Consider the following 20,074-nt stretch of genomic DNA (forward strand, 5'->3'; position numbering starts at 1 on the left):
TAAGAAATAAAACTTTCTATTGAGCAGCCCCTTTTTCTATTGCCAAAGCAGAATCGATGGGCCTTTAATTCCGGAACTGCGTTTTCAGACGCGTAAGACTTCGTCTCAGCGGCGGAATTGCCAGCAGCGCCACAGTAATCGCCGCCTCCGCTCCCAAATAGGCGAAATTGTACCAACAGGACCATGTTACCGCATTGAAGCCTTCGGGAACGTATGCTCCGAAAAAAATAATACCGGAAAGAACCGAGCATATGTAGCGCCCCAGCACACCGAGAAGATACCCTCCGATCAATCCCGCCTTTCGATTTTTCAGTATTCCCGCAAGACCGATGGCTCCAAAGGCCAAAGGGTAATCCAGCAGCAGCTGCACAGGGTGAATAACGTATGGATTAAAGATCAGATCTACAAGTCCGACGCACATTCCCGCCATCACGCCCCTGCGCACTCCGAAGAAATAGGCGCACAGGGCAATGGGCAGCATGCCGAAAGCCGACACATCCCCTCCCTGAGGCATGGGAAACAGCTTTACCTGTTTTAAAACCACCGCCAGAGCCACCAGGAGCGCCGAAGCTACCATTGCCCTGGTATCCGGCTTCTTGCCTTTACCAGAGATCAAAATTCCCGCAAATAGTAAAACAATCGCCGCGATGGATGTGATCTGTCCGGCTGCAGACTCAAAAAAAGTTTGTAATGACATAAAAAATCCTCCTTTTTTAGGAGGGGAACTGAGAATTTGTCCAAATCGGAAATAAATTTCTTCCGATTTCGGAAATAAATTGCTTGCCTGCGCCGGCATTATCCGGATCAGGTCTTGAGGGTATGGCCAAAAACGGCTCCTCTCAGCGAAAGCTCCCCTAGCATTCTGTTGATTCGGCTTATTATACTGCCAATGATTCTCTTTTGTCAACAAATCCGGCAGCCGATTATTTTTATGGAGCCTCAGGCATGTTTGACGTGTCGACTCTTGATTTTTCAATGGAGGTAAGGCTATAATGGAACTACTGAAAAAGTGAGGTAAAGATTTTGATAAATGGAATCATAAGCGTCCTGGTTGTATTTCTGTTGCTGGGAGTGGGCTTTTATTTTACAAAGACAAAAAAATGGCCGGACAATACCAATCAGGTATTCTCGACCGCTGTCGTTCAGATCGCGGCTCCGGCGCTGGCCGTGGTGAGCATTGAGAATCGGTTTACTCCGCAGATGCTGCGCGCCTCGGTCATCAATCTGCTTGTAATCACCGCCTGCCTGCTGTGTCTGCATCTTCTGGGGAAAGGACTTTCCCGCCTGATGAAGCTGCCGAAGAAGAAAAAAGCAGTCTTTGATACGACCTTCACCTTCAACAATTCCATGTTTATCGGCCTGCCCATCATCAGCATTATTTTCGGACACGACGGGCTTCCTTATCTTTTTACCTTTTATCTGGTCACCATCATTTTGTTCTGGAGTCTGGGAGCCTGGACCCTTTCAAAAGCATCGGATAAAAACAGCTTTAAAGCTTTTTCCGTAAGACGGATCTTCAGTCCCGGCCTCATTGGAGTTATGATCGGCTGCCTGCTGGCAGGGCTGGAATGGAAACTGCCTGTTATTTTTGAAACAGCGCTTTCTTATCTGGGCGATATGTGCGTACCGCTGTCTCTCCTTGTAATCGGCTCCAATCTGGCAGTCTCTGTGTCCAAAGGAATGACAAGGGTCACGATTGACCAGCTGCTGATTCTGGCGGGAAAATTTCTCATCAGCCCCTTGCTGATCTGGGGCGCTCTGTCGCTGGCCGGCGTGAGCGGTCTTCCCCTTCGCGTCTTTATTCTCTGCGCATCCCTTCCCTGCCATGCCCAGACAGCGATTCTGGCCCAGTTTTACGACGTGGAAGGAGAATACGCGTCCAATCTTGTCAGCCTGTCCACCCTGGTCAGCCTGATTACCATACCCGTTTATGCAAGCATTTTACTTTAGGAGGTTTTTATGCGTACCGTTTGTTTAGGCGACAGTTTTACTCAGGGTTTCGGCGTTGCCCGGGACGAAAACTGGGTATATCTTTTGAACACACCATGCAGCACCTTTATCAATAAAGGCGTGAATGGAGATACCACCGGCGGAATGCTGGCCCGCTTCTGCAGTGACGCAGTCAATGAGAAGCCCAACTATCTGTTTATCACCGGCGGGTTCAACGATCTCTTCGCCGGCGTTTCCGAAACAGTGGTCCAGGCCAATTATTTTGCTATGGTGCATCAGGCGTTCCACAATAATATGATTCCCGTGGTCTGCACCTCTCCGCCCTTTGACCCTGCCGCCGCCAGAGCCGGCTGGCCGGAGCTGACCAGTTTTGATCTGGTGAAAATGCGCTACGAAACCCTGCGCGAGTGGCTTCTTTCTCTCTGCCGCGGATTTGATCTTCTGCATGTGGATTTTTATGGAGAATTTCAAAAAGTCCTCTCCCGGAATCCCGGCAAGAACTTTTATCTGGATGGGATTCATCTTACTGCCGAGGGCCATGAAATCATAGCCGATATCGTTTTGGAAGCGCTTCGCGGTTTCTAGGCAAAGATCAATCAATGAGGTATAAACATGAAAAATAAAAACAAAATCAAGAAAGTGGCTGTAATCGGCTGCGGTTTTATCGGATACAGCTGGGGAACCGTTTTCGCAAGAAACGGAATTGACACGTATATGTACAACCGCAAATCTCCCACGCTGGACAATGTCAAAGACCGGATCAGGGAGGCCCTGGAATTTCTTGCTTCCGAAGGGATGATTCCGCAAAACGGGGTCCAGGAAGCCCTCAGCAGAGTCCATACAACCGACAGCCTGCAGGAAGCGGTAAAGGACGCGGACTATATCCAGGAATGTCTATGGGAAGACCTGCCCTTAAAGCAGGACATCTTCAAAAAGCTTACGGATCTGACGCCTCCCCATGTTCCAATCGGGTCCAGCTGTTCCGGCCTGAAAATTTCCGATATCGCCGCCGATGTTACCAACCATCCTGAGCGGTGCATTGTGGCGCATCCCACCAATCCTCCCCATTTGATTCCATTTATGGAGATCTCGGGAGATAAGGCTTCCCGGGAAATAAAAGACCAGGTCTTTGATTTTATGGAATCCATTGGGCAAAAACCGATCCAGTGTAAAGAAGTTTACGGATATGTGCTCAACCGGATTCAGCTGTCACTGATCCAGGAAGCCCTCTATTTGGTCAAGGAGGACGTTTGCAGCGTAGAGGCGGTGGAGCGCGCCCTGACGGACGGCTTGGGCCTGCGCTGGGCATTTACCGGTCCTTACGGCGTGGAGGAGCTCAATTCGGCCAACCTCAAGGACGGCCTTGAAAAGTACAAGGATTACATGATCGAATTTTTTACTAAAGAACAGCATAAAGTGACGGATTATGATGAGGCCTTTATTGAAAAATGCGTTTCCGGGTTTGCTCCTGTAATGGGATCGAAAACCCATGAGGAATACACGCTGTGGCGCGATCAGATGGTTGCCCGCACACGGATGCTGAAAGAAAATAAATGATCTCGCTGAAAAAGGCCGCATCCCCGCACATTATCCGCGGGCAGCGGCCTTTTTTGTTCAATTGTCATTTGTGTGATAGCTGATGCAGTCGTTTTCGCTGAAAAGATAGAGACACGCCTCCGCGACTTTCTTCTGACGGATGACTTCCAGGGCTTCCTTGTAAATCCGCACCTGCCCAGCATAAGTTTCTTTCAGTTTTCGCAGGGCGTTTTCTCGATCATTCTGATTTACATAACTATTTTTATAGTCAATAAGCACCAGGTGATCCTCTTCCTCAAAGTAGCAGTCGATCACACCCTGAACCATGACCTCTGTACCATCAACCTCTTTCAGAAGGTTGAACTCTGTCTCTTTGTACAGCTTCTCCGCTCTGGCCGCCCGCACACCGATATCGCTTTGGAAAAAGGCAGCGATTTTATCACATTCCACCGCCTGCGCCTCCTCGGCCAGCAGCAGTTCCTGATCTTCCATCCGTTTTACCTGGGAACGCACGTACTCGACCCCTTCTCCCTGCTGAATCCGATCCAGTGTTTCTTTAAAGTCTATACACTCCATGACCTTATGCATGATCGTCCCCCGCTGCGCTGCCGTAAATTCCTGAGAACCCTGCATAAAGGCCGGAGACCGCAGCACAATTTCCGTTTCCTCATGTTCATTGCCCATACGGCTCAGCTCCGTAACGGAATACTTGGATTTCTTGGAAAGGGCCGCCAGGTTTTCATATTGGAAGGAGAACCTGCGTTCAAGCTCCTGATACAGGGTTTCGTCCTGTAAGGTTTTATCTGCGCTTTGAAGAAATAATTCTCTGACCTTTTCCCTGTTCTGCCCTCGCTGCCAGTTTTCCCCGCTGAGCTGAGTCCGGTCGTGGAGATACAGATCCATCTGCCCTTCCTCAATCAGCGGAATCAGGTAATCGAGGAAACAGCTTTTAGATGGAGACGCCTTAGGCTGCCCGTCTTCGATGGTTTTACTGGTTCCCAGAAGAATCAGCTGGTCCATGGCTCTGGTAAAGGCCACGTATAGGATGCGGATCTCTTCTTCCAGATCCTCCTGACGCATCTTCCGTTCAATCGCGGTCTGCATGATTGTTTTTCGATACCAGTGCTCCCGGTGTTCCACCCGAGTCAGCCCCAGACCCAGATCCTTATGGGCCAGAAACCCCTTTCCTGTCTTGTTGAAATTGAACCGCTTTCCCAGGCCGGCAACAATAACCACCGGAAATTCCAGCCCTTTGCTTTTATGAATGGTCATGATCCGCACGATGTCGTCGTTTTCGTTTATCAGCTTAACCTGCCCGGTGGGAACTTTACGGTTTTCCAGCGCTTGCACATATGTGAGAAAGCCATAAATGCCCCCGCGGCCGGTTTCCTGAAAAGCTCTGGCTTTGTCTGCCAATGCCCTCAGGTTGGCCTGCCTCTGCTGCCCGGCCGGCAAAGCGCCGCAGTAAGTATAGTATTCGGTTTCCCACATCAGTTTCCAGATAAACTCTTCCAGGGGCAGCACCTGTGCCATCTCCCGGTAAACACCGATTTTCTCCAGCACATCGGCGCATTTCCGGGAAAGGGCCTCCTCCGGTCCTGTCTTTTCCGCAAAAGCCTTAAAAGCTTCAAAGTAGGAACCTTCTTTTTTAGCCAGGCGGATACGGATCAGTTCGTCGATGGAAAAATGAAAGATCGCGGACCGCAGCACGCTCAGAAGGGGCAAGTCCTGGCGCTTGTTATCGATGACTCTCAGAAGATTGAGAAACACCTGAATCTCAACCGTATCAAAATATCCGCCGCTGTCGTCCACATAGGATGGGATGTCCAGCTCTGTAAAAACTTCCTGAAAAACGTCGGCATAGTTCTTTGTCCCCCGCATCAGGATCACGATATCCCGTTTTGTGACAGATCTCTGGCAGTTTTTCTTGGCATCAAAGATGGGCTTTCCTAAAAGTTCACGGATGATGCCTGCCGCATTATAGGCTTCCAGCTGGGCGTTTTTCATCTCGGCCACATCTTCATCCAGATCCATGTCCTCTGTAACCCTGCTGTCCACAACATGCAGCTGAGTCCGGTAATCCAGCTCCCCTGTGTATGCAACTCCCTGATACAGAGCCGCATCCTGATCGTAGCCCTTCATAATATTTTCAAAGACGCCGTTTACCGCTGCGATTACCTGTCCTTTGCTTCGGAAATTCTGATTGAGGTCGATCTTTGTGCTGGCTTCGTTTTCACCGGCCGCGTATTCCCGATATTTCTCCTGAAAGATTTCCGGTTCTGCCAGTCGGAATTTATAGATGCTCTGTTTGATATCCCCCACCATGAAAAGGTTGTTTTCTCTTCGGATGAGATTAATCAGGGTATCCTGAAGAACATTACTGTCCTGATATTCGTCAATAAAAATACAGGCAAACTTTTCTCTGTATTCGGCGGCGGCCTCCTCATGCTCGAGAATCTCAAGGGCATAATGCTCGATATCGCTGAAATCAATCAGGTTCTTTTCTTTCTTGGCTTCCCGAAAGCGCCTGTCGAATTCCAGAATCAGCTTTTCCAGATAGCAGGCGGCAGGATAGACCTTCTGCAGATCCTCGATATAGGTATCCATGGTCTGGGCAAAATATCGTTCTTTCAAGGCACCGATCATTTTTTTACTGTAATCCCGGCTGGCCTTCATTTCTTCCTTAATCAGCTCGTAATCTTCTTTTTCCGCCTTTCCCGCACGCATAGTATTGGCCTTGAAGGAGACAAGCAGCCTGCCGATTCCATCCAGATCGCCGCTCTCAGCCATTCGTTCAAGAGGCTCCAGCGCTGCCAGATCCTCTTGATTCTTGTTGTAGATGCCTTCCGTTCCCGCCATTTCCGCCAGCTGGCCCGCTTGACGGAATCCGTCGAGTATCTGCGTCACACTCGTCTTCAGATCTTCCAGGACAAACTGCGCCAAAGGGCTATCCATAAACTGTTCCTTCGCGAAATCCAGTGTCCTGACCTGCTCCGATAACCAGCTCAGGGGATGGGGAATACTGCGGATGGTCGTGTAAAGGTTCAGCAAATTTTCTTTGAGGGAATGTTCACTGCGGTCAGAAGCGTAAGCTCTGAGAAACTCCAGAAATTCCAGGTCTTCTGCCTCAAAGAAATCCGCAAAAAGCTGGTCGATCACATCCCATTTCATGATCTCTACGGTTCCTTCGTCTCCGATCTTAAAATTGGGTTCAATATCTGTGAGGTAAAAATATCTGCGGATCACTTCCAGGGCAAAGGAATGAAAGGTGCTGATATTGGCGTTGGCTGCCAGATCCAGCTGTTTTCTCAGAAATGCCGAATTTTTAGGCTCCTCCTCGATGGCCTTTGTGATGGCGGTAATGAGTTTTTCCTTCATCTCGGAAGCCGCGGCGTTGGTAAAGGTTACGATCAGGAACTGGTCGAGGCCAATACGGTCTTTAAGGATCAATTGTTTGATTCGTTCTACAAGTACCGCTGTTTTTCCGGAACCGGCAGCTGCCGATACCAATATATTGTGATCGCGCAGGTCTATCGCTTCCTGCTGCTGTTTCGTCCATTTCATTCTGCTGTGTTTTCCTTTCCTTCCGTTTTCCCGGTTTTGTCATATGCTTTTTCTATTATAACTTGCAAGCTGAGTCCCGGCAAGCTATACGTCCGGAATGTACTGCCGCAGGCTTTTCCCAATCTCCAGTGCAGTCCTCTAAAAACAAGTAGGAATCCCTTCTATAATTTGATATAATAAACAACGTGTACGATATTATTTTTCTCTGTAAAGGGGGTAACATATATGAATCAATTTAAACGGCCGACCATGCTGATGATTTTGGATGGGTTCGGCGAAAACAAAGATAGTTATGGAAACGCCATTGCTCAGGCAAATACGCCCGGGCTGGACAAGCTGTTTGCTGAGTACCCGAAAACCACACTCAAGGCATGTGGTCTTGCTGTGGGCCTTCCCGAAGGCCAGATGGGTAATTCCGAGGTGGGTCATCTGAATATCGGAGCCGGACGGATCGTATATCAGGAGCTGACAAGGATCACCAAGGAAATAGAAGACGGCGTTTTCTCAGAAAACACAGCCTTCAATGCGGCGATGGAGCATGTGCTCGCCAACAATTCCGCACTCCATCTTTTGGGCCTGGTTTCCGACGGCGGCGTCCACAGTCACATCAATCATCTTTTGGCGCTCATCGACATGGCCGCGCAGAAAGGAATCAAAGAACTATATGTTCATTGCTTCCTGGACGGCCGCGATGTACCGCCTCGCTGCGCAGCCACCTACATTGAACAGCTGGAAGCCCACATGAAGAAAGTCGGTCTTGGAAAAATCGCCACCATAGCCGGCAGGTACTACGCCATGGACAGGGATAAACGCTGGGAACGGGTAAGTGCCTCTTATGACTCCATGACCCTCGAAGAAGGCTTTCATGCGGCTACAGCAGAAGAAGCGCTTAAAGCAGCTTATGATCGGGATGAAAACGATGAGTTCGTTCAGCCCACCTGCGTAGACGGCGGCCAGCCGGTTAAGGATAACGATGCTATGATTATGTTCAATTTCAGGCCCGACCGGGCAAGGGAAATCACCCGTGCTTTTGTTGCGGATGATTTTGATGGCTTTGAACGCAAAAAGAAACTTGAAAACCTGTACTATGTCTGCATGACACAGTACGACGCGGAAATGCCCAACGTTCACATCGCCTACCCGCCGCAGTCCCTGAAAGCGACTCTGGGCGAGTATCTGGCGGAGCTGGGACTTACTCAGCTGCGCATCGCGGAAACGGAAAAATACGCGCATGTTACATTCTTCTTCAACGGAGGCGTGGAAGCCCCCAATAAAAACGAGGATCGGGTCCTGATTCCTTCTCCAAAGGTAGCGACCTATGATCTTCAGCCGGAAATGAGCGCTTATCTGGTAACGGAAAAGGTGTTGGAAGAAATCGCTTCCGATAAATACGATGTCATCATACTCAACTTTGCCAATGCGGACATGGTTGGCCATACCGGCATCATGGACGCTGCCGTTGCCGCTATTGAAACGCTGGACAAGTGCGTGCCTCAGATTGTCAGCGCTGTTCTTGAAAAAGACGGACAGATCCTTTTGACCGCAGATCACGGAAACGCGGACAATATGCTGGATGAAAACGGGGCTGTAATAACCGCTCATTCTCTGAACGAGGTTCCGCTGCTGCATATCGCTAAAGAACCTGTAGAACTGAAAGACGGCGGCAAGCTGGCCGATCTCGCGCCTACCCTGCTCGATCTCATGGGCCTTGCCGTTCCGGAAGAGATGACCGGAGAAAGCCTGGTAAAATAAAGTCGACTTCGCCGATTCTTTTTAGCGGTAGCTTTTGTTGATATTCCGGAAATATCGTAAAACGATATTTCCTACATAATAAGAAATCGTGACTGCCTGTACTGAGCGGTCACGATTTTTTAATTTCATAATCTTAGTAAATAAACAGATCCCTTTTTTGCCAAAAGTCACGCAATTTTCAACGATTTGCCGGCCTCTGAATCGGCCAGATCATACAAATTTTCGCTTCCAGCCCCACAGAATCCCTATAAACTCATAACTTTGCGTAAACGGAGGCCGCTTTAAAGAAAAAGTTACCACTGTGCATGAGGCCTCCCAGTTCCATGGAGGCTTGGCTGAATATGAGGGTTAGGAAATTGAAGTAGTGGCATTCCAATCTACGGGTCCCATGCGGGACTCGACTCGTCATGGACGACCCAAACAAAGACAAAGCTGTGTTTCAATCCACGAGCCCCATGCGGGACTCGTAGCCGTAGTTTCTTAGTTTCAATCCACGAGCCCCATGCGGGACTCGACTCGACCGCGCAAAAGAGTTAAAAGTATCCGTTACGGTTTCAATCCACGAGCCCCATGCGGGACTCGACGCCGGCCGGCATTCAATTTGTACGTTTTTCAGCCGTTTCAATCCACGAGCCCCATGCGGGACTCGACTGCTATATCCATCAGACAAGGACCTGGCAGTCGAAGTTTCAATCCACGAGCCCCATGCGGGACTCGACAAGAGCTGATCTTTGATTATATCGCGGACAAAACAGTTTCAATCCACGAGCCCCATGCGGGACTCGACTATGAGCCGGGCATCGTGAAAAGGATGGCGACCTTTGTTTCAATCCACGAGCCCCATGCGGGACTCGACTCACACGTCTGCGGAGGTCGGAAATTTGAAAGATGTTTCAATCCACGAGCCCCATGCGGGACTCGACCTTATTCTTACACAGAACTCCGAAACGGCGATTGTTTCAATCCACGAGCCCCATGCGGGACTCGACATTGTCTTGCCACACATCGCAAAGTTCTGCTCATCGTTTCAATCCACGAGCCCCATGCGGGACTCGACTCCACGATTCGTTTCGACTTTTGCCGATGTCGTTGTTTCAATCCACGAGCCCCATGCGGGACTCGACGCCTCTTCCCCTAAATCCTCTATTTCAAAATCTATGTTTCAATCCACGAGCCCCATGCGGGACTCGACTTTAACTTAAAACATGCGTCAAGTACGGAATTGGTTTCAATCCACGAGCCCCATGCGGGACTCGACAGACAAATATTTAAACCTCTCACACACTCCAAAACGGTTTCAATCCACGAGCCCCATGCGGGACTCGACCGGAAAAGAGACAACGAGCATTATATCTCAGCTGGGTTTCAATCCACGAGCCCCATGCGGGACTCGACACCATCCCTTCCGGCAGGAGAAAATAAGATCGGTGTTTCAATCCACGAGCCCCATGCGGGACTCGACACCGGAGCCGGAACCAGAACCGGAGCCGGAACCGTTTCAATCCACGAGCCCCATGCGGGACTCGACCCGGCTCAACGATTGCCAGAGCCGGATGCGGAGGTTTCAATCCACGAGCCCCATGCGGGACTCGACAAACCTAGAAAGAAACGTACGAAAAAATCGGAAGGTTTCAATCCACGAGCCCCATGCGGGACTCGACGAAAGGAAAAGAAAATGGCAGAACTTAGCGTACAGGTTTCAATCCACGAGCCCCATGCGGGACTCGACGATGTGGAAAGTTTACCGCAAATTCCTGCGGGGTCGTTTCAATCCACGAGCCCCATGCGGGACTCGACTCACACGTCTGCGGAAGTCGGGAATTTGAAAGATGTTTCAATCCACGAGCCCCATGCGGGACTCGACAGTACCGGATATTCAACCGGAGCGCATTTGCATTTTGTTTCAATCCACGAGCCCCATGCGGGACTCGACTGCAATACAGTACGAAAACCAGCATTTTTTTCATACTATCTTGCTACCAACACAATTTTTTCGCAATTCTCACCTTCTCTAACCTAGTTTCACCTGAAAAACCTCCTCTTTTCCGGTGCGAAAGGCCCGGGAATTTCATGTTTGCTTACCTTTCGCACCAGGATATCAGTCAGACCATCAAAACGCCCTCTGCTTCATACCCTTCCTTAACTCCGAAATGTTCAACCTTATTTGTATAGTTATTACCAAGATAGTAAAAACGAAGGCTATCCTGTTCCGTATCAATGATGGACAACAGCTTATCCTTTAAAATAAGAACCTGTGATGCATCGAGGATGCACTCAAACACGGAGTTTTGTACTCGCTGGCCGTAATTAACACATTCCTTGGCAACTTTGCGGAGCCGTTTTTTACCTCCCTCGTCCTGTGTCGAAACATCGTATGTAACCAATACCAGCACAAAATCACTCCTTTACTTCCACAAAAACGGCGGATACGCTTCTAGATCCCCTCGGATGGTCCGTGCTAAAAGCAGGGCCTGCACATAAGGCACCAATCCCCAGGGGATTTTCTCTTTCAAAAATGGATGGGTCAACGTCTCTTTTTTCCGAGACTGCCATGCAGAGAAAAACTGTTTACGGCCTTCCTCACTCAGCAAAACTGCCCCGTCGCCCTGGCGATCGAAATGCTCACCTTTTATGATTTTTTTATTGATTAGCGTCAGCACAAACCGATCAGCCATAATGCCGCGCAGCTCTTCCAACAGGTCTAAAGCCAGGGATTCTCTTCCGGGCCGGTCGCAATGCATAAAACCCACATACGCATCCAATCCCACGCCCTCCAGCGCTCCTGCGCATTCATTTCCAAGAATAGTATAAACAAATGACAAAAGCGCATTGATATTATCCATCGGCGGTCTGCGACTGCGCCCATTGAAGCGAAAATCATCTTTTTGATTAATAATCAATTCATTAAATACGGAAAAATAGCGTGAAGCCATTTTCCCTTCAAGCCCCCGCAGCGAGTCCATGTTTTCACACTTCCTGGCTGCGCTTAGGCCTTCGTTTAACAAAAAAGAAGCATGTTTGACTTTCTCTGTGTCAATGCGCATACCATTATCCCGTATGGTACGTTCCAGACTCCAGCGGCAGTTGAAGACTTTTCCAGTAATCATATTTTTTGCGTATGCCAAACTTTTTTCAGGCTGTCCGGAAATACGATACTGCTCTTTTCGAAGCAAAACATTACCGTAAGAAGCTCCAACGGTGTGGGCCAGAAACTTCCCGCGGGGAGAATAAAAACTCAGCCCAATCTCCCTAGACGCACATGCGCCCATCAAGGCCGGCGAAGCCCCTTTATAGCTGAAACTTACGATATTCTCCAGCGTATGGAGGGGAAAACGCCCAGCCGTCTCTTCTTCACGCAAAACAATGACATTTTCCCCATCCAGCGCCAAGTAGACATCCTCCGAAAGGATATACAGTGTGTTTAAAAGCTTTTTCATTCCCCTTCACCCGCCTCGCCTATTCTTTCATTGATATATTTCTCCACGTCCAGATTCTTATTGAGCTTCGGCAGACAAAGATCCCGTAGTGAGCAGGAGCGGCACTTTTTATTAGTTCGAACTTTCGGCGTATAGCCTTTTTTATAAAGATCGTGCATCTGCCGACAAATCTCAGCGACGTGGCTGCGGAGCTCGGCGCTGAAAACAACTTCCTCCCGCCGTTTGTTTTCTCCATAAAACAGATATCCTTTAGGGATCTCGGTCAGAAGCATTTCTTCCAAGCATAGCGCCTGCGCACAAAGCTGCACTTCATCCTCCAGTCCGTTCTTTTTTGTGCCCCGTTTGTATTCCACAGGCAGGACCTCCCAAAGGCCATCATATCCAGAAAGGGTAATGCCCTGCCTTTTCTGATGGAATTCGACCACATCGCACTGCCCGGAAACTCCAAGACTTGCGGAGGCAATGCGAAGCCCCCGCATAATCAACAGGCTCCCCCGCTTTTCAATGGATATTTCTTCATGTGCTTTCTTGTGCATCAGTTCACCGTCCGTTGTCCGGTAATTTTCGGCCCACTGCTGTTCGATATGGATCAAGGCCCACTGCCTCCTGCAAAACTCGAAATGCTGAATACCGGAAAGCTGGAGGTACTCTGCCTCTTCATAGCGAGCCATTTTAGATGCCCTCAATATATTCTGGTTCCAATCCTTCCAAGGGAACGATCTCAATTTCATAATCATCAATCGAATCGGCAATCTTAGACGGATCTTTTTCCTTAATCACCAGGCTGCGGTGTACTTTGGCAGAGGAGTATTGTCCCATCTTATTGTTGTGTTTCCACCAGTATACCCCGATCACTTCCATGCTCCCGTCCGGTCTGGCAGAAGATGCGTCGTTTACAAACAAAGTCCTGAGACACTCTTTCACCTTTTCAGCGTCTTCCTCGGAGAACCCGGTTTTCTCTGCCAGCTGTACATTGATCGAACCTTTGATCTCGTAGAGCCCAAAATTGACCATATGCTTCATACCCATGGTGTCCGCCCCTTTTTTGTCGCCTGTTTCGCTGTTTACACTTTTAGTAATCTGTATGCTGGACACATCGATTGGTGTAATGCTCCTGGCCTGGTGGATTGATACCGGGCCTCTTACACCAACAGATACGCCTTCCTTTGGCGCTGCGCCTTTAAAGGCAAAGACCTGACCGAAAGCTCGCACGTCAAACCATGTTTCACAGGCTTTTTTGGCGAAATCCTCCTTTGAAAGCTTTTCCGGCAGTGTGTTTTTAACTCTATCACTAAGACTGGAAAAGCCATCATCCGCACGGTCGTCGGACTGAACAAAGATCTGCTCGCCCTCATCCTGGAGCCGGTTACGCAGCTTTCTCTTAATGCAGACATCGGAAATTTCGCCAAAACCATCATAGGTAGTTCTGGGCCTATTGCCATTCAAAGGGTCACCGTTGGGATTGGCATTACGTACCGCTGCTAATACAACAAAATCTATTTTATTATTTAAAGTACTCATGATAACTTCCTCCTTTACTGTGCTTACGCATCTTCTTTCTTTTTACTGAGTTCTGCCCGTTCCAGCCAATACCCGGTCAGATACAATTCGTTCAAGCCTTTATTCTGATCTAGGCGGGATTCTTCTCCGATCGCCACTGAAATTTCCTGAATCTCTTTGCGAAAGTAATCTCTCAGTCTCGGGGCCATACGCTGGTAATATGGAATCAATGCCTGTTCAATCGTCATTCTTGCTGATCCCGGATGCTGGACAAAGGATGCCTGGAGACGAATAGCGTTAGGCTCCCGCTTTTCGTCTCTATCGTAGGTGCTCCGCTCGGCCTTCTCATAGACAGCCAAAAGCATTCCGTAAAGAAAGCTTCTCCGGTCCTGCCCTGTTAATTTTTCCAGATTCTTCTGTAAGTTCATTTCAAGTTCCACTCCTTTGTCTTTATAGTATTTTGCGATCAGCGCACACGCAGTTGACAGAATTCGTTCCCGATTGCCAAAGGTATAGCCCATTGGATGGGAGGCCCTTTGGAAAATAGCATGAACAAAATCTCTTGGAATACGCTGCCGATCTACGATACAATGAAATAATCTCTGATACTGCATAATCATTAGCTTATCATCGACTTTTACCATATTGCCCTGCTCTGTGCCAAAAGCATAGTTTACAATTCTGGCTATCGCTGGTGTTTTTACCTCCTGACGGGGCTTTTTTTCGCTGTCAAAGGTGGTAAACTGCCAGCAGCAGGTTTCATACCAGCTGCGTATCCGCGAAAAGTAGTCTTTGGCTTTCAGTTCATTGTAATAGGTAACCGAAAGACGGCCGGTTGTGGCTGCCTCCAGGGTCAGGAGAGCAATATCATCTGTTGCGTCAAATCCGTCCTCATAACCACCCAGAAATTTTCGCAGCCGCTGACGATACTGAGGTACTGTATTGGGTACGGCATCCTCTTCATATTCCAGATCCAGCTCTCTTCCAGCCTCCGGTATTTTCAAGTCTTTAAGGCTCCAGCAGATATAGGTCCGTTTGTCGCGGTTTCCTACCGTGTACCCCTGCTGTTTTGCAAGCCACTTCAAAGCATTGTGTGCTTTTTGAGAAGCCTCATAGCTGACAGCGTAAGCCTGTTTTTCATCCTGAAAACGCCCCCTGTAGGTAAAATCACTGTTGTCGTTTGCCGACAATAGCTTGGCGCCATAGCTGGCGGCAAGGATTCCCTTGGGGTGGTTGTCCGAAATGGCCGCTGGTTTTGCCGTCAGATAGCAGATATCTTCCCGGCCTTCCTTTGCGCCGAAATAATATTCCTGATACGCCTTAATCAGACTCTTGTCAAGCCAGCATTCCTCCGGCTCTTCCGCTCCCAAGACAATGAAACGAACCATGCATTTGTCGTAAGTCTTTCCTGCAATTTTATCTTTCGTCAGTTTCCCGTTTTCGTCCAGATTTACAACGCCATATTCCTGTAAATCCTTGATCGTATGTTTTTGCGAAAGGTAATTGTATATCGCCTGCACCTTCTCATGAGAGTTCCCGGAGCTGATCCAGCTTTCCAAAGCTTTAATATATGCGTCAAACCGCTGTCTGCCGGTATCAGTTTCTTTTTTACTTGCCGCATAGTCCCCATAGTCTCCCGCCAGATAAGTGAGATTGTCACTCAGCGGGTGAGGTGCCGTACCGCTGGAACGGCTGGCCGACTCTTCTGTTACCGGAATAATTGTCTCCCCATCTTCCCGATCCGTTATTGTTCTGGCGTCAACGATGTTTCCCTGTAGATCAATAGACATCTCAATCTGCACGCTGGCGGTCATGTGGGATACCGGGCAGAGGGGATATTGAGTATAGGGATTTGCCACCATCGCTTCATTGGATTCGTAGGTACCATATAACATTTTAAAGAGACTCATCTATATCCCTCCCTGTCATATCGACGCTCTGAAAATTGCAGAGTTCCTCGCCAAAAGGCTTGATGGACATTTCCCGCACAGGGCGGTGGATACATTTTTCAGGCCGTTCAAATTCAATGATCCCGGACCGCATGAGACAGTGCCACAGCCTGACGGTCATTTTGCCTTTTGTCTCCTCAGAATAGGCTTCGTCCGCATAAGTAATGCCGTGATACATCATACCAAAATCTAACTGTGGGATCTTATCATAAGCACCCGTTCCTTCGCCAAAGATACAGGGCTCCACATATCCCTGGCACTCTCTGGTGCCGAGGAAGATATCTCTTCTTCCGCCTTTCTTTATCATACGCTTGGCAATATTGTGATGCTTGTTTTCGTTACGGTCCAGGGCAAGCTCCGGCCGATTTTCATTCCAGATAAAATGCGCCTTTACCTGATAACAGCAATCTTTCAAATATGTATAATATGAAAGATCATTTTTATTGTTGCTGTATTTGATCGGACGAATTCCTTTGGCTTCCGTCTGTATCGGGTTCATAATCCGCACAGAGTCGACAATCCACGTAATCGTAGGCTTCCAATATATGCTCTGCAGAATTCCTTTCAGCGCCTCATAAGTAGGAACTTGATAAGTAAATTTTTCTCCTCCCACTCGCGTCATAGGATCGGAAAAAAGCGCATAATCGCCGGAGACTTGAAATTCCACAAAATTATCGTGCTGCATAAAGTTACTCCTTCCTTTACATTGATAAAAAATCATCGGACTGTACATACTCATCCGGACAAACGCCGATGCTCTCGTCATAAGCAGTCTTGTCCAGAAAAATCACCCCCTCAAAGATATCTTCATCTAAACGCCCGTTTTTCCGCAGCTCATCAAGCTCGTAGGGAAACAGCCCCACAGTATAGGGCTTCATGGCATCCAGTTGCTTTCTGGCATACCCATAGTTCCTCTTTGCTTTTTTCGAACATAGGTTGGCTATATATTCGTCAACCTTATCATCGTATCTTACCACAATATCCGTTTTATCATCGTCAAAGACTTTGCAGTTTTTGGCGGCAGTTTTGAACGCCTGTCTAAAATAAAATGGATGCTCACTGTCAATAGGCCCAATATCCATCAGCATTGTACGGATGAACTGCTCACTACCTTCTATGGTAATTGGATATTTAAACTGCCGTTTGCTGTAGCGGTCGTCAAAAAAACGCTTATAGTATAACTCAATCAGCTCTTTTGAAAGGATATCGCCATCAAAAGCTCCCGGGTCTTTTCGAAAACGATAGAGTGCCTTCCCACAGCAGGTCTGAGCGGTTTGGATATCTTTCAGCGGTCCCAGGGATTCGGCCTGCAGTTTTACCAGAAAGGCATCACAGATATGCTGCCAATCATTATTTCGATTGCACCTTCCAACGGCCTGGACGATACTGTCGATCCCGGCCCAAATGCGGATAACGCTCTCAAAGGAGAAGTCCATACCTGCCTCCACAAGCTGCGTCGCTATGCAGATAACTTTCCGATCTTCATTGAGTCCTGGCGTCTTGCCGATTTTATCAAGAACGTCCGTTCTATGTTTTTTACACATGGATGTTGATAAATGGTAAAGCTGGCATCCATCTGGGATCAAAAGCTTTAATTTCTGAAACAGCATTCGCGCTGTTTTTTTCGTATTGCAGATCACCAGAATCGAATCTTTCTGTTCTATATTCTCTGCCGTAAATTCTGCCAAATCATTTAGGGACATTCCCGGGCCGTCTGTTTTATCAACAAGGTTTACTCGCTTAAAAACTTCCGCCGCTTCTCCCTCTAGTTTTACTAGGTCCGTCTTGTCTGCCAAGTGAATCGGCAATCTCACCTTATCAAAAGCCGGCTGGGTGGCGGAGCATAAAATCACGGTGCTTCCGCAAAAATCTGCCAGAAAGTTGATGGCTGTGGTAAACAGCTCGGTAAATTTCAGAGGCAGTGACTGCACCTCGTCGATGATGATGACGCTGTCACATAGGGATTTCATTCTGCGGACGGCGGAGGTTCTATGGGAAAAAAGGATATTCAAAAGCTGGACCATCGTCGATACGATAAAGGGAGCGTTCCAAGTTTCCATCAGAAGGTCGTTTTTATCCAATTCATCCTCATCGTCACAAGTATTGATAACATTGGAATGGTGTTCCAGCAGCAAATGGCTGTCTTTTATGTATTTTCGCAGTTCCCTGCTGTTCTGGTCCAATACGCTGAGCAGCGGTATGATGAAAATAACGCGCTCCTTTTCAAACGCAGCGGCGTGGTTCAGCGCATACCGCAAAGAGGCTAAAGTCTTACCACCGCCCGTGGGTACGGTCAGCCTGTAGATACCTCCCTTTTCTGCAGCCGCTTTTTTACATTCGTCGGAAATGTATGCCCGCGCTTTATTAATGGGGGAATCTTTGGAAAAACCTTTGATCCGTTCCTCCATATATGCACATTGATTCAGCCAGAACCCGCGGTCTGCCTGAATTTGTTCAAACATCCTGCCGCTCATAAACTCAGCGGTATCTCTTCTGTCACCTTCAATAATCGCCGCTAAAACAAGCCGCACAAGATAACTGTGCATCAAACGTATACTGCGTGGAGAACAGATTTCCCTTTCTCCGTGCATGGCCGTAAGAAAGGCGTTGATTTCCTGGCATGATTTTTGGAACAAAGCGTCGAGCTGCTGCTCATCCGCAACCTGCTTAAAAAAATTCTCTTTCACTTCCTGATAGTCGATTTCCTTTTCATCGCACTTTATCCGATGTAAAAATCCATTGACCTTCTTCTCATCCAGAGGGTCCTGGATGTCAAAGAAACCATGATGGCATCCCATAGCGACAGCCAGAATTTCACTGGTTATTTTCTCTGTTTCGGATGCTGTATCCGTATGGTAGCGCTCCAGTATATAGCGGACTGCGGCAAAGGTGTGGTTGACGCTTCCCCTGGCCCGTCCACTTCCGCCATTTTGCTCTTGCTGATACCGCTCTTCAATATATTCTGTAAAAAGTATCCGGCATTTCCCAAAATCATGCATGAGCCCACCCAGATATCCGATATGGTAAAGTTTCACTTTTTTCAAAGCTTCCCCTGCATATTGGGCAGCTTTGAAAGAGTGTTGCTCTACGGACTGGTCAATCTGCAGTCCGTCAATCTGCGTAATATGGGCTAAAAGCTCTCTGTTTTCCATTTCCATGCTCTCTTCCATAATTTTCTTTATGTTATTATCATACCACAAAAAGACCGTCCTTTGCCGGATTGTATTTAATTCGGTAGTTAGATTTTTATATTGACCTGTGACCATGATGTTTCTTTTGGAGCAATGGATACGGGATTTACTATCAAAACCGGAATTTGGCCGCAAACTTTCGCTCATCTGCTTGGGACCGCTCTCCCCGGATGGTCCTTGGGAAATAAGACGGAATATCGTAATATGCAATTACTTCAAGTCAGAATGATACTTTCAGAAAAAAATTCAGTAAGATTTTCGTAAAACTAACAAAACAGTACAGTAGAATCTTCTCGATTGATATTTAGGCGTTTTTATTTCTCTGAATCCTTTTGAAACTATCAAAATCATGCTGCCTTCTTGTACCTATTGATATTCGGGTCTTAAGTTCCGGTGCAGCTGCGGTCGCATCACTCCGATCGGAGTTGTATACGCTGCAAGTCACTCACCACGCTCACCAAAAGGACAATTCTGGTAACTTATCCTAATTTTTTCGAAAAGTTACGCATTTTTCAATGATCCTGCGGCCTTCAGAGCGGCTAGTAGCACAAATTTTCACTTTTTACGATTTAGAGTTACGCAAACCCACAACTTTGCGTAACTTTTCATGATTTTTTCGAAAAGTTACCGCCGCTCGTAAATTATAACTTACGAGCCAGATCGAGTAAGTTTCACGTATATTCAACCTCTCGGCGAAGCTGGTTAAATTGGTGATTGGAAGCCGCAGTTTTTTTAGCAATATGCATATTTCTTCAACAACGGATTCATTTTTCCTTGGTTGTTGAGGTATTTCCAAGGTTTGAGGCCGCAGCTCCCGTCTAAAACCAGATATTGATCGAGTTTTGCGCTTGTATGGCTCTGTATCCTTGAAAAAAGCTCAACAAAAACTCGTTTTTTTCGCTGCGTGTTGATGAAAATCATAATTTGCCTTTTTGAAACGATTTTTCATATGAGTCGATTCTCGCAGCGCAGCAAGGTGACCCTAGGCTCTCTGCAAGGTGACCCGGGGGGCTATCATCGGACTCACACTCACATCTTTTCAGGTTCAAATCCTCTTATCCATAAAAAAAATAACGCCCCGTATGGGCGTTATCAAAATTGGTGCGGATAAGAGGATTCGAACCTCCACGAAAACAATATTCACACGGACCTGAACCGTGCGCGTCTGCCAGTTCCGCCATATCCGCATATGGTT

The 20,074-nt window shown here is 47.8% G+C and carries 13 protein-coding genes, 1 tRNA gene, 1 CRISPR repeat array and 1 riboswitch; of the genes, 4 read left to right on the top strand and 10 right to left on the bottom strand.

From position 1 onward, the window contains the following. Positions 1-64: 64 nt before the first annotated feature. A complete protein-coding gene (gene thiT / locus NE619_RS04665) occupies positions 65-697 on the bottom strand; it encodes an energy-coupled thiamine transporter ThiT (protein WP_256131204.1) in 633 nt (210 codons plus the stop codon). A gap of 67 nt (positions 698-764) precedes the next feature. After that, positions 765-866, bottom strand: a riboswitch (TPP riboswitch). Between the two features lie 157 nt (positions 867-1,023). Here thiT and NE619_RS04670 point away from each other — a divergent pair. From NE619_RS04670 to NE619_RS04680, 3 genes are read left to right on the top strand one after another with little or no spacing between them, the layout of a single operon-like run. Then, positions 1,024-1,950 carry an AEC family transporter gene (locus NE619_RS04670; RefSeq protein ID WP_256131206.1) on the top strand — a complete coding sequence of 309 codons (927 nt, stop codon included), beginning with the start codon at positions 1,024-1,026 and terminating at the stop codon, positions 1,948-1,950. A 9-nt stretch (positions 1,951-1,959) separates the two neighbouring features. Further along, positions 1,960-2,535, top strand: coding sequence for a GDSL-type esterase/lipase family protein (locus tag NE619_RS04675; RefSeq protein WP_256131207.1), 576 nt, complete (start codon positions 1,960-1,962; stop codon positions 2,533-2,535). Positions 2,536-2,562: 27 nt separating this feature from the next. Then, a complete protein-coding gene (locus tag NE619_RS04680; protein WP_256131208.1) occupies positions 2,563-3,507 on the top strand; it encodes a 3-hydroxyacyl-CoA dehydrogenase NAD-binding domain-containing protein in 945 nt (314 codons plus the stop codon). 57 nt (positions 3,508-3,564) lie between these two features. Here NE619_RS04680 and addA read toward each other — a convergent pair whose 3' ends face one another. Further along, positions 3,565-7,050 (bottom strand): helicase-exonuclease AddAB subunit AddA, encoded by a 3,486-nt coding sequence (gene addA, locus NE619_RS04685; RefSeq protein WP_256131209.1) that lies wholly within the window; start codon positions 7,048-7,050, stop codon positions 3,565-3,567. Between the two features lie 225 nt (positions 7,051-7,275). On the opposite strand from addA, the gene gpmI reads away from it, so the two are divergent. After that, positions 7,276-8,802, top strand: coding sequence for a 2,3-bisphosphoglycerate-independent phosphoglycerate mutase (gene gpmI, locus NE619_RS04690; protein ID WP_256131210.1), 1,527 nt, complete (start codon positions 7,276-7,278; stop codon positions 8,800-8,802). Between the two features lie 369 nt (positions 8,803-9,171). Next, a CRISPR array of direct repeats spans positions 9,172-10,735; the repeat unit is 33 nt; unit sequence GTTTCAATCCACGAGCCCCATGCGGGACTCGAC. A 169-nt stretch (positions 10,736-10,904) separates the two neighbouring features. Here the strand turns inward: gpmI and cas2 are convergent. The 8 genes from cas2 to NE619_RS04730 all read right to left on the bottom strand — a co-directional run bounded on the left by cas2 (position 10,905) and on the right by NE619_RS04730 (position 20,066). After that, entirely contained in the window at positions 10,905-11,195 is a 291-nt protein-coding gene (gene cas2, locus NE619_RS04695; RefSeq protein WP_256131211.1) for a CRISPR-associated endonuclease Cas2, read from the bottom strand. 12 nt (positions 11,196-11,207) lie between these two features. Next, a complete protein-coding gene (gene cas1c / locus NE619_RS04700) occupies positions 11,208-12,239 on the bottom strand; it encodes a type I-C CRISPR-associated endonuclease Cas1c (RefSeq protein ID WP_256131212.1) in 1,032 nt (343 codons plus the stop codon). Further along, positions 12,236-12,910, bottom strand: a complete 675-nt coding sequence (cas4, locus tag NE619_RS04705) for a CRISPR-associated protein Cas4 (RefSeq protein WP_256131213.1) — start codon at positions 12,908-12,910, stop codon at positions 12,236-12,238. The genes cas1c and cas4 overlap by 4 nt, the downstream gene beginning before the upstream one ends. Position 12,911: 1 nt before the next feature. Next, entirely contained in the window at positions 12,912-13,760 is an 849-nt protein-coding gene (gene cas7c / locus NE619_RS04710) for a type I-C CRISPR-associated protein Cas7/Csd2 (protein WP_256131214.1), read from the bottom strand. Between the two features lie 23 nt (positions 13,761-13,783). After that, complete coding sequence (gene cas8c / locus NE619_RS04715; protein WP_256131215.1) at positions 13,784-15,649, bottom strand: type I-C CRISPR-associated protein Cas8c/Csd1; 1,866 nt, start codon at positions 15,647-15,649, stop codon at positions 13,784-13,786. After that, positions 15,636-16,373 carry a type I-C CRISPR-associated protein Cas5c gene (gene cas5c / locus NE619_RS04720; RefSeq protein WP_256131216.1) on the bottom strand — a complete coding sequence of 246 codons (738 nt, stop codon included), beginning with the start codon at positions 16,371-16,373 and terminating at the stop codon, positions 15,636-15,638. Before cas5c ends, cas8c begins: the two co-directional genes overlap by 14 nt. A gap of 16 nt (positions 16,374-16,389) precedes the next feature. Continuing rightward, on the bottom strand, positions 16,390-18,888 hold the full coding sequence (cas3, locus tag NE619_RS04725) for a CRISPR-associated helicase Cas3' (protein ID WP_256131217.1): 2,499 nt from the start codon (positions 18,886-18,888) through the stop codon (positions 16,390-16,392). 1,090 nt (positions 18,889-19,978) lie between these two features. After that, positions 19,979-20,066 (bottom strand) — tRNA-Leu (locus NE619_RS04730). Between the last annotated feature and the right edge of the window lie 8 nt (positions 20,067-20,074).

Origin of the sequence: Anaerovorax odorimutans (assembly GCF_024459955.1) — a bacterium.
GTDB classification, from domain to species: Bacteria; Bacillota; Clostridia; order Peptostreptococcales; family Anaerovoracaceae; genus Hominibacterium; species Hominibacterium odorimutans_A.

What these genes read in the sequence shown, in the direction of transcription:
- cas8c (WP_256131215.1), bottom strand. Translation starts at nt 15,649, where the DNA reads ATGAGTCTCTTTAAAATGTTATATGGTACCTACGAATCCAATGAAGCG.
- cas4 (WP_256131213.1), bottom strand. Translation starts at nt 12,910, where the DNA reads ATGGCTCGCTATGAAGAGGCAGAGTACCTCCAGCTTTCCGGTATTCAG.
- cas7c (WP_256131214.1), bottom strand. Translation starts at nt 13,760, where the DNA reads ATGAGTACTTTAAATAATAAAATAGATTTTGTTGTATTAGCAGCGGTA.
- NE619_RS04680 (WP_256131208.1), top strand. Translation starts at nt 2,563, where the DNA reads ATGAAAAATAAAAACAAAATCAAGAAAGTGGCTGTAATCGGCTGCGGT.
- thiT (WP_256131204.1), bottom strand. Translation starts at nt 697, where the DNA reads ATGTCATTACAAACTTTTTTTGAGTCTGCAGCCGGACAGATCACATCC.
- cas1c (WP_256131212.1), bottom strand. Translation starts at nt 12,239, where the DNA reads ATGAAAAAGCTTTTAAACACACTGTATATCCTTTCGGAGGATGTCTAC.
- NE619_RS04675 (WP_256131207.1), top strand. Translation starts at nt 1,960, where the DNA reads ATGCGTACCGTTTGTTTAGGCGACAGTTTTACTCAGGGTTTCGGCGTT.
- gpmI (WP_256131210.1), top strand. Translation starts at nt 7,276, where the DNA reads ATGAATCAATTTAAACGGCCGACCATGCTGATGATTTTGGATGGGTTC.
- cas5c (WP_256131216.1), bottom strand. Translation starts at nt 16,373, where the DNA reads ATGCAGCACGATAATTTTGTGGAATTTCAAGTCTCCGGCGATTATGCG.
- addA (WP_256131209.1), bottom strand. Translation starts at nt 7,050, where the DNA reads ATGAAATGGACGAAACAGCAGCAGGAAGCGATAGACCTGCGCGATCAC.